The sequence below is a fragment of the Methylocaldum szegediense genome (assembly GCF_949769195.1).
GTDB classification, from domain to species: Bacteria; Pseudomonadota; Gammaproteobacteria; order Methylococcales; family Methylococcaceae; genus Methylocaldum; species Methylocaldum szegediense.
Window position 1 is genome coordinate 1049878 of sequence record NZ_OX458333.1, and the last position, 14209, is coordinate 1064086.

Here is a 14209-nt window from a genome sequence, read left to right on the forward strand (position 1 = left end):
TATGGATTTCGATTTTTCATTCTTTTTGGTGATGGCAACAGCCGTGACCGGGATCATCTGGGGCGGCTATGTGTTGCTGCGACGTGTTCGACCGAATGTTGCTGCAGGGAAAGAACCGGTCATCGTGGAATATGCCCGTTCGTTTTTTCCGATTGTTCTCATCGTGCTTCTGCTGCGGTCATTCTTGGTGGAGCCTTTCCGTATTCCCTCTGGTTCCATGATGCCGACCCTTCTTATTGGCGATTTCATTCTCGTCAACAAATATGCCTACGGCATTCGTCTTCCGGTTTTGAACACCAAGATCATCGAAGTAGGCAAGCCCAAACGTGGCGACATCATGGTGTTCCGCTTTCCAAAAGACCCGACGGTGGATTACATCAAGCGAGTCGTCGGTCTGCCCGGTGATCGTATCGGCTATTACAACAAGCAGCTTTACGTGAACGGCAAGCCCATCAAGCAAACCTATATTGCCGAATATCAAGGCGTCGGGCAGGGCAGCGTGATGACCGGCGCTCGTCTTTTGAGCGAGGATTTGGACGGCGTGACGCATGACATCTTGATTCGCGAGGACCAGCCATCGGTACAGGGGGAATTTACGATACCCGAAGGTCATTATTTTGTTATGGGTGATAATCGGGACAACAGCAACGACAGTCGTTACTGGGGTACCGTTCCGGAAAGCCACTTGGTCGGAAAGGCCTTTTTCATCTGGATGAGTTGGGACTGGGAGAACGGCGGCATCGCATTTGATCGTCTCGGTACTATATTGAATTAGTGGTTCAGTACCGAAATGTTTCAAAATGCCTGGAGTATCCCAATATGGTCACTTCATCCGCTCATCAGAACGGGCTGACGCTGATCGGCTTTCTGTGGGTTGCATTTCTTATCGGTTTTTTTTCCCTGCTTGTACTTAAAATCGGCCCTATCTACCTGGAACATTACAAGGTCGTATCATCGCTTGAGTCGCTCAAGAAGGAGAACGACATCGCTTCGAAATCCCGAGAGGAGATCCTGAGTCTTCTGCAGAAACGGTGGGAAATAAACATGGTCGAACGGGTAACGGCAAAAGATGTGAAGATCATTAAGAACGGATCATATCTAAAGGTTGAAATAGCGTATGACGTTGCCCAGCACCTTTTTGGAAACGTGGATGCCTTGCTTCACTTTGACGACCTTATTGAGGTTGGGGCGAAATGATAAGAAGCCTTTCCCGTGGTGCGTTAAAGGCGTTTTTGCTATCCGCCTCGAACGCGGCGGATATATGTAAATTGGTGACAGTTCCGTATGGCCATGTAGCCTGGCCGGTTGTCAGGCGATTGACTTGAATCTAGATGGTTTGGTTGAGATATTGGAACCGGAGAAAATCGCAAGAAAGCTGGGCTTGCACTTCAATAACCCAGCCTTGGTTAAGAGGGCCTTGACCCACAGGAGCGCCGAGAGCGATAACAACGAACGCCTTGAGTTCCTGGGCGATTCTGTGCTCGGATTTGTGATCGCAGAGAAGCTCTATGACAAGTTCTCTGAGGCCGACGAAGGCGTGCTCAGCCGGCTGCGCGCCACGCTCGTGAATCAGGCTTCATTGGCGGAACTGGCGCGTAAATTGAACCTGGGCGATTACCTCGTCTTGGGCTCGGGTGAGCTGAAAAGCGGCGGATATCGGCGCGATTCGATTTTATCCGACGCCTTAGAGGCTGTGATCGGCGCGCTGCTCATCGACCAAGGGATGGATGCCTGTCGGAAGTGGATATTGAAGCTTTTTGCCGAGCCGATAGACCGTCTTTCACTGCAGGATTGGAAAAAGGATCCGAAGACCCGGCTGCAGGAATTGATGCAAGCGCGAGGCGTTGAATTGCCAACCTACACACTAAAGGCGGTTAGCGGCCAGCCGCACGATCAGAGCTTTTGCGTGGAGTGCCGTGTGTCGCTGATTCCGGTTTCCTGCGAAGGCGTTGGCTCTTCACGGAAAAAGGCGGAGCAGCAAGCGGCGGAAAAGATGTTGGCCCTGCTGGCGGAAAAACTGGGGTTCAAACCGTGAAAGCAGGCTTCGTCGCCCTCGTGGGGCGTCCCAACGTGGGCAAGTCAACCCTTCTCAATTACCTGATCGGCCAAAAAATCAGCATCACATCACGTCGGCCCCAGACGACGAGACATCGCATTCGCGGGATCAAAACCACTCCGGAAGGACAGATCGTTTTCGTCGATACGCCAGGCATGCATGTCAGCCAGAAACGTGCGATGAACCGCTACCTCAACCGGGCCGCAGCCTCCGCCCTGGTTGACGTTGACGTGATCGTCTGGCTGATCGATAGGCCGGCATGGCTTCCCGAGGATGAATGGATTTTCGAGCGGATCAAGTCGGCGGGCGTTCCTGTCATTCTGGCCATCAATAAAGTCGACCGGCTTGAGGAAAAGAGCGTTCTGTTGCCTTTTTTGGAACAGGCTGCAGCTCGCTACGCGTTTGCCGATCTGGTTCCGGTATCCGCCTTGAAGGGCGTCAATCTGGACGTGCTGGAGAAAAAAATCTTAGAGCTCTTGCCGGAAGGCGACCCGATCTATCCGGAAGATCAAATCACGGATAAGCCGGAACGTTTTTTCGCTGCTGAAATCATTCGGGAGAAGTTGTTTCGTACGCTGTCAGAGGAAGTGCCGCATGCACTGACGGTGGAAATCGAACAGTTCAAAGTCGAGGGCGGGTTGACGCGCATCAATGCGGTAATTTGGGTCGAGCGCGAGGGGCAGAAAGTCATCGTCATCGGCCGTAACGGCGCAGTCCTCAAAAAGGTCGGCGAGCGGGCGCGCCGTGAACTGGAACGCATGCTCGAGTGCAAGGTGTACCTGGAACTTTGGGTCAAAGTCAGGAAAGGCTGGTCGGATGACGAGCGTGCTTTGCACAGTCTCGGTTATGTCGAATGACGAGAGCCCAGGAACTTCAGCGGAACATCATGGCCGGGTCTCGCTGCAGAATGGCTTTGTTCTTCACCGGCGCCCCTATCGAGAGTCCAGCCTTCTTCTTGACGTATTCACATTGAATTTCGGTCGCCTCCGTCTGCTGGCGAAAGGTGCGCGCAAGAATAAGAAGGGACTACATGCTTTATTGCAGCCGTTCGTTCACTTGCGCCTCTCTTGGGTTGGGGTAGGCGAGCTGCCGGTCCTGACAGCCGCGGAATCGATGGGAAGCGCCATAAATCTTAATGGACCGAAACTGTTCTGCGGATTTTACATGAACGAGCTGCTCCTAAATTTTCTCCCCTCGCGCGATCCTCATCCGGAGGTATTCCATCTCTATGGCAATACGCTTATTCAACTTGCGGCGGATGACAACATCGAGCGGATTTTACGGTTGTTCGAAGTTTCGCTGTTGTGCGAGATGGGGTACGGCATGGTTTTTGATCGTGAGGTTACGTCCGGACAGCCGATCAATCCGGAAAAAAGGTATGTCTACAGGATCGAGCAAGGTCCAGTAGAAAACGGTGAAGGCGGTTCGGATACGGTCGGCGGGGCTACATTGCTCGGGTTGGGGCAGCGAACGCTGAACGATCCCGATCAACTTCTCGAGGCGAAATATCTCATGCGGCGAGTGATCCAATATCATCTCAACGGAAAGCCGCTCAAGAGTCGCGACTTTTTCAAGCAACTCACAAAAAGCAGGCCATCATGACGACACTTCGTCCTATCTTACTCGGCGTAAATATCGATCACGTCGCCACGATCCGACAGGCTCGGCGCACCAAATATCCGGAGGTGATTCAGGCGGCCTTGCTCGCGGAGCAAGCAGGCGCCGATGGTATCACCGCTCATCTTCGCGAGGATCGCAGGCATATCCAGGACCGGGACATCAGGTTGCTGCGAGAGATGATCGAGACCCGTTTGAATCTGGAAATGGCGGTAACCGATGAAATGGTGGCCATTGCAAGAGAAGTGCGCCCCCAAGCCTGTTGCCTGGTTCCAGAACGACGCGAGGAATTGACGACGGAAGGCGGCCTCGACGTCGTGGGGAATTTCCAACGAATTCATGCCGCTTGCAAAGCATTGGGCGAAGCGGAAGTGGAGGTTTCGCTGTTCATCGATGCCGATTTTCGGCAGATCGAAGCGGCAGCGAAAACCGGAGCCCCGGTCATCGAGCTACACACGGGACACTATGCCGACGCCGTTTCCGAAAAGAATCGCAAGGACGAGCTTGACCAGTTGGCCCGCGCGGCGGAATATGCCGCCGGAGTCGGTCTTAAAGTGAATGCCGGGCATGGATTGAATTACCACAACGTAGCCGAAGTTTGCCGTATTCCTCAGATCGAGGAACTCAATATCGGGCATTCGATTGTGGCACGAGCCCTGTTCGTTGGATTAGAGCGGGCGGTAAGCGAGATGAAGCGGATCATGGAAACGGCGCGCTCGTCGATTGACCCATAGGGCTTAATCTGCCATAGTTGACAGTCTATTGACTAGGAAGACCGAACTGCTTTCTCGTACGCCTTGCTAAGGAAGGAAAAATGTCAAAGGCGTTGAGATGGTAATGAATTAAAAACAACGGTTTCGCTGGTTGGGGCGACATAGCGGAGGAGATGGGGTGTACGAAACACATCAGAGCGAGTCAACGAACGCGCGCGCGTTGCGTACCGGGACAGCGGTCCAGTACCCGGCGTTGGCTGTTCGGCACCGGATTCCGCTGATGCTTATCGTGCTCTTTGTTGCCTGTCTATGTTCTTTTGCGGTTCTCCTGTATTTGTCCAGTCGTCTCGAAACCAAAATAGCCGGTTCGAGGGAAGGGGAAGTCCGGGTCAAGGCAATCAATCAGCAGGTGGAGGCGCTGCAACAGAGGTTCGGTGCGCTGTTGGCGGATTCGGTCGAAATGCGGCTCAAAGCTCTTCAGACCAAGATCGAGAAGGGAACAGTCAGCTCGGCGGATCTCGCCGCTTTTGACCAATTGAAAAATGATTTAATGCTCTTACAGGGCTACGCAGCAGTGGGAGGTGCCGACGCGTTGGATGGCACGGCTGTTGAACATGCCCGTTTCCGGCGTTTACCCGATTCGGGAGCCGCCCGTAACCAAGAGCTTTTGGATGAAGTTTTGTACGTCAAGAACCTGCTTTACTTCTGTGCTGCCAGCTTAGCCACAACGGCCGTTCTTATTAGCGGTTATTGGTTAGGGCAGCGGAGCCGTCTGCACCGTATCGGCTCGGAAATCGCCTCGATTCCGATGCTGGCGAAGCGGCCTGGCGGCGAGTCCAACGATTGATCTTCCTCAGTTGTTTTCGTAGATAGCCACGGCTTTCTAAGGTTGTGGCATTCTTCCTCGACTTTCTCCCGGCTCTTCGCGCCATATTCTGCGATCCTGGATGATCGATTCGCTGGCTTCGTGGCGGGTTAGCACCATCGCGCTGTCGTTTGCTTCAATTGCGTGAGAGAGAAGTGAGTACTCATGACAGAACTTGGCAAGCCCTCTATAGTCGTCCGCGTTCCCACGCCGATCTGGCTTTATGGCATGATCGCCGTTGCGTTCTGGATTGGCGAAGAATTCGGGCTTTCGACCGTTGTCCAGTACTAGCCTGCCGGTGTCTTCGTGTTCTTCGCGGGGTTTCTCTGGGGTGGGTGGGCTATCCTGACGTTCCGGCGACATAGTGCCGAAATCCTTCCTTCTTCCACTGTCCATTCGGCGTTCGTCACGAGTGGCCCGTATCGCTGGTCACGCAATCCCATGTATCTCGGCGCGATTGTCATGGGCATTGGCGCAGCGTTGATCGCCGGCACGTGGCTTATGTGGCTCGTGCCTCTGGCCCTGTTCCTGCTTCAGAACTTCGTGATCATCCCTTTCGAAGAGCGCAGCATGAGACACACGTTCGGCGAAGAGTATGAGGCGTATTGCGCGCGCGTGCGGCGGTGGTTCTGAGCATCGTCCAGGCTACCTCTCGAGTCCACGCGATCCAGCGCCTCGGCGGCCCACTGGCCGAACATCCTAATCTTCTTAAAAAGCTGAACGCCGTCGCGGGCGATGCGAACTTCTGCGCGGAATGCTGTTGAACCGTCTCTTCCTTTTGTGATGGTGCCCATTTGCTCCACACCTCCTCCCACGGAGCAAAATGTAGCGAATGGCGTTCAAAATGTCAGAAAAAGCTAGCCGCCCATTCAAAACCATTCAAAAGTTTTCAGGCCAAATCAACGATATGTCGTTAAATCAAAGACATAGAATTTGCGTCGCGCCCATGATGGAATGGACAGACCGGCACTTTCGCTATTTTGTGCGATTGATTTCGCGCCGTGTGCTGCTCTATACCGAAATGGTGACGACAAGTGCGATTCTGCACGGGGATCGCGAGCGCCTGCTTGGCTATCATGCCGCTGAAAAGCCCTTGGCCTTGCAGTTAGGAGGCAGTAACCCTACGGAACTCGCCGCATGTGCGCGGATTGCAGAAGCTTATGGGTTCGATGAAATCAACCTCAATGTCGGCTGCCCGAGCGATCGGGTGCAGACCGGTCGGTTTGGTGCATGTCTGATGGCGGAACCCGAGTTGGTCGCTGAGTGTGTGGCGGCGATGGCCGGTGCCGTTTCGCTGCCGGTTACCGTCAAGACCCGAATCGGTATCGATGACAGAGACAGTTACGAAGAACTCGCACACTTCGTCGAAGTTGTCGCGTCTGGCGGCTGTCGTACCTTTATCATTCATGCCCGAAAAGCTTGGCTTAAAGGTTTGTCTCCCAAGGAGAACCGGGAAATACCGCCGCTAAGATACGACGTGGTCGAACGACTCAAGAACGACTATCCGACGTTGGAAATTATCCTGAATGGCGGTGTGGTTGATCTGGACCAGGCAGCACGACACCTCGAGCGTTTGGACGGCGTGATGATAGGCCGTGCGGCTTACCACCAGCCATACCTACTAGCGGAAGCCGATCGGCGATTTTTCGGCGATGACCGCCCCGTTCGCACGCGCCGCCAGGTGGTCGAGGCTCTGCTGCCGTACGTCGAGATGGAATTGAGGCGGGGTGTACGTCTACAGTCCATCGCTCGACACATTCTGGGTCTGTATCACGGTAGGCCGGGTGGGCGGGCGTGGCGTCGACATCTTAGTCAATACGCCACCAAGCCGAACGCGGGAACGGACGTGATTCTGGAGGCCGCTCGTTACTGTGAGGAGTGAATTTATCATTCAGCCAGAAAGACATTCCGCACCCCGCGGGATATACTTACCGGCCAACCTTGGTGATATCAGTCATGCAGAACGTAATGGAGCAACTTTTCTCTCAACTCATTCAAGCGCTCGGAGAAGATGTGACCCGAGAGGGTCTGGTCGATACCCCTCGGCGAGCGGCGGCGGCTTTTCGCTTCCTCAACAGTGGTTACAATCAGCGCTTGGAGCGTGTGCTCAACAACGCCGTCTTCGAAGCGGACACCGAGGATATGGTGATCGTGAAGGACATCGAACTGTACTCGCTGTGCGAACACCATCTCCTCCCATTTATCGGTAAATGCCATGTGGCGTATCTGCCGAAAGGCAAGGTGATCGGCCTTTCCAAGGTTGCGCGTATCGTCGAGATGTATGCCCGACGCCTTCAGATTCAGGAACGATTGACGAAACAAATCGCGGATGCCATTCAGACAGCCATCAACCCGGCAGGGGTCGCCGTGGTGATCGAGGCCAAGCATCTGTGCATGATGATGCGAGGTGTCGAGAAGCAGAACTCGGTCATGACCACCTCGTCCATGCTGGGTTTGTTCCGCAAACAAATTAGTACGCGCTCGGAATTCCTTAACCTCATCAATCGGTAATAGAGCCGGAATTTCATTTGTGGCAGATGCCGAAAAGTCCCGTCGAACAGGGGTGCTTCTCGTCAATCTAGGTACTCCCGAGGCACCAACGCCGGCTGCCATCAGACGCTATTTGCGGGAATTTCTGTGGGACCCGAGGGTCGTCGAACTACCGAGGCCCCTTTGGTGGGTGATTCTTCACGGTGTGATCCTTTGGACGCGCCCTTCGAAGTCGGCGCGGGCCTATCGTTCCATCTGGACGGACAAGGGGTCTCCGTTGCTTGTGTTAAGCATGAACCTGGCGCGGGCCGTGCAGTCGGAGCTTGCGATTCGAACGGGCGGCGAAATCATCGTGGAAATCGCGATGCGTTACGGGAAACCCGCAATTCGAGAAAAACTGGAGGCGTTGAGGAACGCTGGAGCGGATAAGCTTCTTATTTTGCCCTTGTATCCTCAGTATTCGTCGCCGAGTACAGGGACTGTGTTCGACGCTGTCGCCTCGGTGCTTAAAGATCGGCGATATATCCCGGACATCGAATTCGTCAACGAGTATCACGATCATCCAGGTTATATCCGAGCCGTGGCGAAACGAATCGACGATTTCTGGTGCGACAGCGGCAAAGCCGAGTATCTACTGTTTTCGTTTCACGGCTTGCCGGAACGAAGCCGTGCTTTGGGCGATCCTTACTACGACCAGTGTCATGCGACTGCGGCGCTGATCGCGAGCGAATTGAATCTTTCGAAGAATACCTGGCAGGTGGTTTTTCAGTCCCGTTTCGGTCCCGGTCGTTGGTTGCGTCCTTACTGTATCGATGTCCTCAGCACACTGCCGCAACAAGGTATTCGGAGCGTCGATGTTGTGTGTCCCGGATTTGCCGTGGATTGCCTCGAAACATTGGAAGAGATCGGAATAGCCAACAAGGAAATCTTCACGAAAGCGGGTGGTGAGCAGTATCGGTTGATCCCCGCATTAAACGATAGCGCCGAACACACCCGGTTTCTGGCTGATTTGATAACAGAGCGCTTGCGGTCCGAGAATGTCGATTAGTTTGGATGAATCAGCTTGAAAATCTGATCGAATTGTTGGTCTAGTTTTTGAGCGAGCTCGGCCAGCGTTGCGCCGGCAGCTAGGGAAAGTTCGAGCTTATCTGTGTCGGTTACTATCGTATCCCACGAGTCATGGCCGGCATAGCGTGAGTAGACAAAGGATTGTGCTTGAGCTACTAAGGCCGCTTCCCGACTGAAACCTATGGCGTTTTTCGGCGCATCATGATGCTCGATGGTCGCGGCGATGATTTCCGGAAGGCGCCACAATCGAGCCAGTTCCGCAACGACTTGGTAATGGTCGAATCCAATGACACGTCTTTCCCCTTGCTGAAAACTGATTTTTTCGGATCGAGCCAAGAGCGCAGCCGCGCGCGCCAACTCCGGGAGCCGGTGATAGACCACTAGTCGCCCGATTTCATGCAACAAATCGCACAAAAATAAGGTTTGCACACATCGGTCGTAGCGCTGGTAAGTCGCTAATAATCGCACGGTCAAAGCGCAGCGGACGCTCTTTGCCCAGAATTCCTTCATCGTCATCAAGCCGTTCGCAAAGTTTGAAAATTTATCGATCACCAAAGTGGTCAATACCAAAAGCTGGATTTCCTGGAGGCCGACAATATTCAGTGCCCGACGAAGGGAAGTGACTTTTCCCGGAATTCCGAAAAATGGGCTGTTGGCGATTCTTAATATCCTTGCCGAGAGACCCGGATCATTTTCGATCAGCGCGCAGGCATCACGCAGATCAGCTTCCGGATTTTCAAGCACTTCATTGAGTTTCAAGAAGAGTTCCGGCGGAGAAGCGAGTTTTACGTTACCTGTGAGGATTGAGCGAACGCTGAGGCGAGTGGTTGTGAGTTGCATGTTTTCAGCTTTCGGCGCCCACCTCAAACGATATTTTGCCACTGAACTAATTTGACTGACATGACGGGAAGTGGCATCTATAATCCATATTCAGTTCAAGGAAGATGCTAGACGTGATACGCGTTTTGATTTTCTCCTCTAAAAGTTTAACCGGGCTTCGATTTTTTACTGGGTGTTATGACGCCAACCAACCAGTTCGGCGACAAGTTGATTATTATCGGCGAGCATAACGATCGTCATTGTGCCCAGATTGAATCCATTCTGTCCGATGCCGGTTTCGCAAATTTCATGGTCGTCTCTAACGGACGAGAACTACGGGACCAACTGAAACGATTCCAGCGTACTCCGGAAGACATCGGCCTCATCATTCTCAATAGCAGCCTGCCTGAATGTCAGGTAGATGAATTTTGTCTGTCTTTTTCGTCTATAGACGAAGGAATTGGTATTCCGGCGATCGTCTTTACCGAAGAATCGACCGAATTGGATAGCGCACAGATCCGCCGCCTGAATCAACTGAGCAGGCAAGGCGTCAGCTTGATCGAGAAACCGATCCGCGGCCGTGACTTCATACCCTTGGTCAACATGAGTTTGACACTGAGAAACGAGCGCCACCTGAGACGCAGCCAGGAGGAGCAACTTTTGAATGAACTCTCCGAACGCAAGATCATGGAAGCTCGATTCAAGTATCTGGTGGCTCACGACGAGTTGACCGGCCTTGCCAATCGGCGCAGCCTGGAAAAGAGACTTCAACTCGCCATCCATCGGTGCCGAAATTTCGATCAGGAGGGCGCGTTGCTGTATTTGGATTTGGACCGGTTCAACATGATCAACGATCTCGAGGGGCATGAAACCGGAGATCGGTTGCTGGTGGAGACGGTCAGCCTGCTGCACGGCACGCTAGAGCCGGATCACATTGCTGCCCGCATCGGTGCTGATGAGTTTTGCATACTCTTGGAAAACGTCACACAGCAGGAGGCCCTGGCTATTGCCGAACGGCTTCGCCAAGCTTTGGACGGATTCCGTTTTGTCACGGGACAGGACAGCTATCACATATCGGCCAGCATAGGCGTGACGCTCCTGGAATCGCGCCGCATAGCTAGCCATCCGAGTGTGTTGATTGCGGAAGCCCATCAAGCTTGCTACGTGGCGAAAGCGAACGGGCGGAATATGGTTCAGTTGTACAACGACAAGGACACGGAGGCCTACACTCGGCGCAGCGACATACTATGGGTGCCGTTGATCCGAGAAGCTTTGATGGAAAATCGCTTTTTTCTGGTGTTTCAACCGGTCGTCAGAGTTTCGGACGGCGCTATCACGCACTACGAAGTTTTGATTCGAATGCGAGGCAAGCGCTCGGACGTGTTTGCGCCTGGGGAATTCATCCCGGTCGCGGAGCGTATGGGTTTGATTCACCACATTGATCTATGGGTGGTCGATAAAGCGATCGATTTTCTGGCTTCACTGCCTGAGAATCAATCGCATGTAAGTCTTACGATTAACCTCTCGGGCGTGGCGTTTCAGGATCAGTCCCTGTTGCCACTGATCAAGCAAAAACTCGAGATGACTTGGATTTCCGCATCCCGGGTTGCGTTCGAGATCACTGAGACGGCGACGGTCGCGAATTATCAGCAAACTCGGGAGATGATCGCGCGCATAAGAGCACTGGGGTGTCATTTCGCTTTAGATGATTTTGGTGCCGGCTTTAGTTCGTTCGATTACATCAAGAAATTCCCCGTCGATTACCTGAAAATCGACGGGCAATTCATAAAGAATCTACTTCATGACGAAACCGACCAGGTACTGGTCAAGGCCATGATCGATATTGCCCGAAAGCTCGGGAAGAAGACCATCGCTGAGTATGTCGAGAGCCCCAAGGTTCTTTCCCTTTTGAAAACGCTGGGCGTAGATTATGTTCAAGGTTATCTGATCGGGAAACCGGAACCCTATCTGCTCGATAAAACGACAATCGCGATCGACGAGATCGCAGGTTCTTCACAGTCGACCCAAGCAGCGTAGCCGAATTTGCCGTTTTGGTGTCAGGTTCACTAGCTTAGGCCCTGATGGGCATCATCATTGTTCTCCCATGCGAAACATCAGACGTGGTAAGCGGTTACGCAAGACGCGGTCATCTACTTTGTCGTTGTTGAGCAGGTCATTCCGGCGTGTGTTGGTGTATTTATCGCCTTTTGTTGTCGCCGGCGCGGTCGGCTATCTGGCATACGTAGATCATACGGTGCGCCAGCAGTTTGAAGGGAAGCGCTGGTCTTTGCCCGCGCGGGTTTACGCGAGCCCGGTGGAGTTGTTTGCGGGCTATGAATTGAGTGCGGATCGGCTCGAATGGTTGCTCGAACAACTGAAATACCGATATGACCCAAATTTGGCATCGCAGGGGACATATTTCCGAAAGGGCAACGAATATGCGCTGAAGACACGAGATTTTCGGTTCTGGGATAAGTTGGAAACCTCGCGCAATATACGGGTGCGATTTGACGGCGGGCACATCAGCTCGGTCAGCGATGCCGTAGACGCCAGGCCGTTGGCATTGGTTCGCCTAGATCCGGTTCAAATCGGCAGTTTCTACCCCGCTTTGAAGGAAGACCGTATTTTGATCAAGCTCAATCAAGCGCCAGAGGTCCTTCTTAAGGCTTTATTTTCGGTGGAAGACCGGGAGTTTTACGAACATTTCGGAATTTCCTTCCGAGGTATCGCTCGAGCAATGTGGGCCAATATTCGCGCTGGAGCGATCGTGCAAGGCGGTAGCACCCTGACGCAGCAGTTGGTGAAAAACTTCTTCCTCAGCTCAGAGCGTACCTGGTGGCGCAAGCTTAACGAGTTGGTCATGGCTTTGGTGCTGGAAGCGCGGTACTCCAAGGATGAAATCCTTGAAGCCTATCTGAATGAAATCTATCTCGGTCAAGATGGGGCCCGAGCGATACACGGTTTCGGTTTGGCGAGTCGCTATTATTTCAGCCGCTCGCTGGAAGAGCTGGAACTCCACCATGTCGCTCTGCTGGTGTCCCTGGTACGGGGACCTTCGTATTACGATCCGTTCCGATGGCCGGAAAAGGCGCGGAAGCGCAGGGATCTAGTATTGGACGAGATGGTCAAACAGGGACAGCTTTCGGCGAGTGAGGCTGCGGCAGCGAAGGCCAAGCCGCTAGATGTGGTGAAGAATCCGCACCAAGCCATCAGCCGTTATCCCGCGTTCCTGGATTTGGTCAAGCGACAGTTGCAGAACGAATATCGTCCCGAGGACCTGACCTCCGAAGGGCTTCAGCTGTTTACGACTCTCGATATCTTTGCGCAGCATTATCTCGAGTCTGCCGTTGAGACTACGCTGGCAAAACTCGACAAGCAGACTCGGTCGACGCAATTGGAAGTCGCCGTGGTCATGACTCGCCGGGCTACGGGAGAAGTCGCCGCATTGATGGGATCAAGAGATCCGCAAAATGCAGGGTTTAATCGCGCGTTGGATGCGGAACGTCAGATTGGTTCGCTATACAAGCCGGTCGTTTATTTGACGGCGTTAGAGGAATCGCAACGTTATACGCTGGTTTCGCCCCTGCAAGACGTGGAGGTCCGTCTCAAGAACCCCGGGAGTCGACCATGGGCGCCGAAGAATTACGATCATCGGGAGCACGGTATCATTCCTTTGCATAAAGCCCTGGCGCATTCCTACAATTTGGCGACAGTCAATTTGGGAATGGAAGTGGGCGTTGCCCGTACGGCAGAAACGCTTAGACGGTTGGGCGTTGAAAAGCCGGTGGAGTTGGTGCCGTCGCTATTACTGGGCACGGCTGCGCTTACGCCGTTTGAAGTTGCCCAGATGTACCAAACGTTAGCCAGCGATGGCTTTGTGGTTCCTCTGCGGGCTATTCACGCGGTGGTTTCGCAAGAAGGAAAGACCCTGCAGCGCTACGGCATTAGAGTTAAGCAATCGATCGATTCGGCGGCCGTCTACCTCGTCGCTACCAACCTGCAAGAGGTGATGCGTGAAGGTACCGGGAAGCTTGCTTATTCCTATTTGCCCCGAAATTTCGATATGGCGGGGAAAACCGGAACGACCAATGATCTCAGGGATAGTTGGTTTGCTGGTTTCGCCGGCGATTACTTGGGTGTCGTGTGGGTTGGTAGGGACGACAATAAACCGGCAAAGCTCACCGGGGCTCAGGGAGCACTGCCGATCTGGGCATCTGTCATGCAAAAGGTGAGCAGGGAGCCGCTTGAATTAGAACCGCCCGAGAACATCGAATTCGTTTGGATTGACACTGCGACCGGACTGCGATCGGAGGAAAGTTGCCCAAGCGCGATCCGTTATCCTTTTATCGTCGGTTCTGCACCGGTAGCGGTCTCGCCGTGTGGTCGCCCGTCGATTCCGGCTGGCGGAGAATCGTGGGGTCGACCATTGTTCTAGATCGTTTCAATCGCGCTCGTAGGTCAAAATAGGCCTGGCGGCAATTGCTGCCGCCTTCGGTTCGGGTGAATGGATGCATGTTTAGTTGTAGATCGGCAATCCTGTGCTGATCAACCGGTTACCCCAGCTGCACCATCGGGAAAGGT

16 protein-coding genes are annotated in these 14209 nt (G+C 53.5%); 13 read left to right on the forward strand and 3 right to left on the reverse strand.

Annotation, left to right across the window (positions count from 1 at the left end; translation table 11 throughout):
• Window position 1 precedes the first annotated feature (1 nt).
• From lepB to QEN43_RS04480, 7 genes are all read left to right on the forward strand, one after another.
• Window positions 2-775: a signal peptidase I gene (gene lepB, locus QEN43_RS04450; protein ID WP_026612121.1), complete on the forward strand. Its 774-nt coding sequence runs from the start codon at window positions 2-4 to the stop codon at window positions 773-775.
• Between the two features lie 44 nt (window positions 776-819).
• Entirely contained in the window at window positions 820-1197 is a 378-nt protein-coding gene (locus QEN43_RS04455; RefSeq protein WP_026612122.1) for a DUF4845 domain-containing protein, read from the forward strand.
• Between the two features lie 148 nt (window positions 1198-1345).
• Window positions 1346-2035 carry a ribonuclease III gene (gene rnc, locus QEN43_RS04460; protein ID WP_036270003.1) on the forward strand — a complete coding sequence of 230 codons (690 nt, stop codon included), beginning with the start codon at window positions 1346-1348 and terminating at the stop codon, window positions 2033-2035.
• Window positions 2032-2913 (forward strand): GTPase Era, encoded by an 882-nt coding sequence (gene era / locus QEN43_RS04465; RefSeq protein WP_026612124.1) that lies wholly within the window; start codon window positions 2032-2034, stop codon window positions 2911-2913. The genes rnc and era overlap by 4 nt, the downstream gene beginning before the upstream one ends.
• A complete protein-coding gene (recO, locus tag QEN43_RS04470) occupies window positions 2903-3658 on the forward strand; it encodes a DNA repair protein RecO (RefSeq protein ID WP_051332083.1) in 756 nt (251 codons plus the stop codon). The genes era and recO overlap by 11 nt, the downstream gene beginning before the upstream one ends.
• Window positions 3655-4407 carry a pyridoxine 5'-phosphate synthase gene (pdxJ, locus tag QEN43_RS04475; RefSeq protein WP_026612126.1) on the forward strand — a complete coding sequence of 251 codons (753 nt, stop codon included), beginning with the start codon at window positions 3655-3657 and terminating at the stop codon, window positions 4405-4407. Before recO ends, pdxJ begins: the two co-directional genes overlap by 4 nt.
• A gap of 157 nt (window positions 4408-4564) precedes the next feature.
• Window positions 4565-5233 carry a hypothetical protein gene (locus QEN43_RS04480; protein ID WP_026612127.1) on the forward strand — a complete coding sequence of 223 codons (669 nt, stop codon included), beginning with the start codon at window positions 4565-4567 and terminating at the stop codon, window positions 5231-5233.
• Between the two features lie 36 nt (window positions 5234-5269).
• Here the strand turns inward: QEN43_RS04480 and QEN43_RS04485 are convergent, their stop codons facing one another.
• Window positions 5270-5647, reverse strand: a complete 378-nt coding sequence (locus QEN43_RS04485; protein ID WP_317963738.1) for a hypothetical protein — start codon at window positions 5645-5647, stop codon at window positions 5270-5272.
• On the opposite strand from QEN43_RS04485, the gene QEN43_RS21685 reads away from it, so the two are divergent.
• A complete protein-coding gene (locus QEN43_RS21685; RefSeq protein WP_084162409.1) occupies window positions 5558-5884 on the forward strand; it encodes a methyltransferase family protein in 327 nt (108 codons plus the stop codon). The genes QEN43_RS04485 and QEN43_RS21685 overlap by 90 nt on opposite strands.
• Here the strand turns inward: QEN43_RS21685 and QEN43_RS04490 are convergent.
• The gene (locus QEN43_RS04490) at window positions 5785-6045 is read right to left on the reverse strand and encodes a hypothetical protein (protein WP_162144299.1); all 261 of its coding nucleotides are present in this window, start codon (window positions 6043-6045) and stop codon (window positions 5785-5787) included. The genes QEN43_RS21685 and QEN43_RS04490 overlap by 100 nt on opposite strands.
• Window positions 6046-6197: 152 nt before the next feature.
• Here QEN43_RS04490 and dusA point away from each other — a divergent pair, with 152 nt between their 5' ends.
• The 3 genes from dusA (at window position 6198) to hemH (ending at window position 8789) form a co-directional block, all read left to right on the forward strand.
• Complete coding sequence (gene dusA, locus QEN43_RS04495; RefSeq protein ID WP_235726718.1) at window positions 6198-7133, forward strand: tRNA dihydrouridine(20/20a) synthase DusA; 936 nt, start codon at window positions 6198-6200, stop codon at window positions 7131-7133.
• 74 nt (window positions 7134-7207) lie between these two features.
• Entirely contained in the window at window positions 7208-7762 is a 555-nt protein-coding gene (gene folE / locus QEN43_RS04500) for a GTP cyclohydrolase I FolE (protein ID WP_202901203.1), read from the forward strand.
• Window positions 7763-7781: 19 nt separating this feature from the next.
• The gene (gene hemH / locus QEN43_RS04505) at window positions 7782-8789 is read left to right on the forward strand and encodes a ferrochelatase (protein WP_051332085.1); all 1008 of its coding nucleotides are present in this window, start codon (window positions 7782-7784) and stop codon (window positions 8787-8789) included.
• On the opposite strand, the gene QEN43_RS04510 is transcribed toward hemH, so the two are convergent.
• Window positions 8786-9691, reverse strand: a complete 906-nt coding sequence (locus QEN43_RS04510; RefSeq protein ID WP_317963739.1) for an HDOD domain-containing protein — start codon at window positions 9689-9691, stop codon at window positions 8786-8788. The two genes, hemH and QEN43_RS04510, sit on opposite strands and share 4 nt — an antisense overlap.
• A 135-nt stretch (window positions 9692-9826) precedes the next feature.
• On the opposite strand from QEN43_RS04510, the gene QEN43_RS04515 reads away from it, so the two are divergent.
• Together QEN43_RS04515 and mrcB are read left to right on the forward strand one after the other, a co-directional pair.
• Window positions 9827-11665 (forward strand): putative bifunctional diguanylate cyclase/phosphodiesterase, encoded by a 1839-nt coding sequence (locus tag QEN43_RS04515; RefSeq protein WP_026612130.1) that lies wholly within the window; start codon window positions 9827-9829, stop codon window positions 11663-11665.
• A gap of 148 nt (window positions 11666-11813) precedes the next feature.
• Window positions 11814-14063 (forward strand): penicillin-binding protein 1B, encoded by a 2250-nt coding sequence (mrcB, locus tag QEN43_RS04520; RefSeq protein WP_235726719.1) that lies wholly within the window; start codon window positions 11814-11816, stop codon window positions 14061-14063.
• Window positions 14064-14209 lie beyond the last annotated feature (146 nt).

Coding starts and splice junctions, on each gene's coding strand:
- lepB (WP_026612121.1), top strand. CDS start 2: ATGGATTTCGATTTTTCATTCTTTTTGGTGATGGCAACAGCCGTGACC.
- QEN43_RS04455 (WP_026612122.1), top strand. CDS start 820: ATGGTCACTTCATCCGCTCATCAGAACGGGCTGACGCTGATCGGCTTT.
- recO (WP_051332083.1), top strand. CDS start 2,903: ATGTCGAATGACGAGAGCCCAGGAACTTCAGCGGAACATCATGGCCGG.
- pdxJ (WP_026612126.1), top strand. CDS start 3,655: ATGACGACACTTCGTCCTATCTTACTCGGCGTAAATATCGATCACGTC.
- QEN43_RS04485 (WP_317963738.1), bottom strand. CDS start 5,647: ATGGACAGTGGAAGAAGGAAGGATTTCGGCACTATGTCGCCGGAACGT.
- QEN43_RS04490 (WP_162144299.1), bottom strand. CDS start 6,045: ATGGGCACCATCACAAAAGGAAGAGACGGTTCAACAGCATTCCGCGCA.
- dusA (WP_235726718.1), top strand. CDS start 6,198: ATGATGGAATGGACAGACCGGCACTTTCGCTATTTTGTGCGATTGATT.
- folE (WP_202901203.1), top strand. CDS start 7,208: ATGCAGAACGTAATGGAGCAACTTTTCTCTCAACTCATTCAAGCGCTC.
- QEN43_RS04515 (WP_026612130.1), top strand. CDS start 9,827: ATGACGCCAACCAACCAGTTCGGCGACAAGTTGATTATTATCGGCGAG.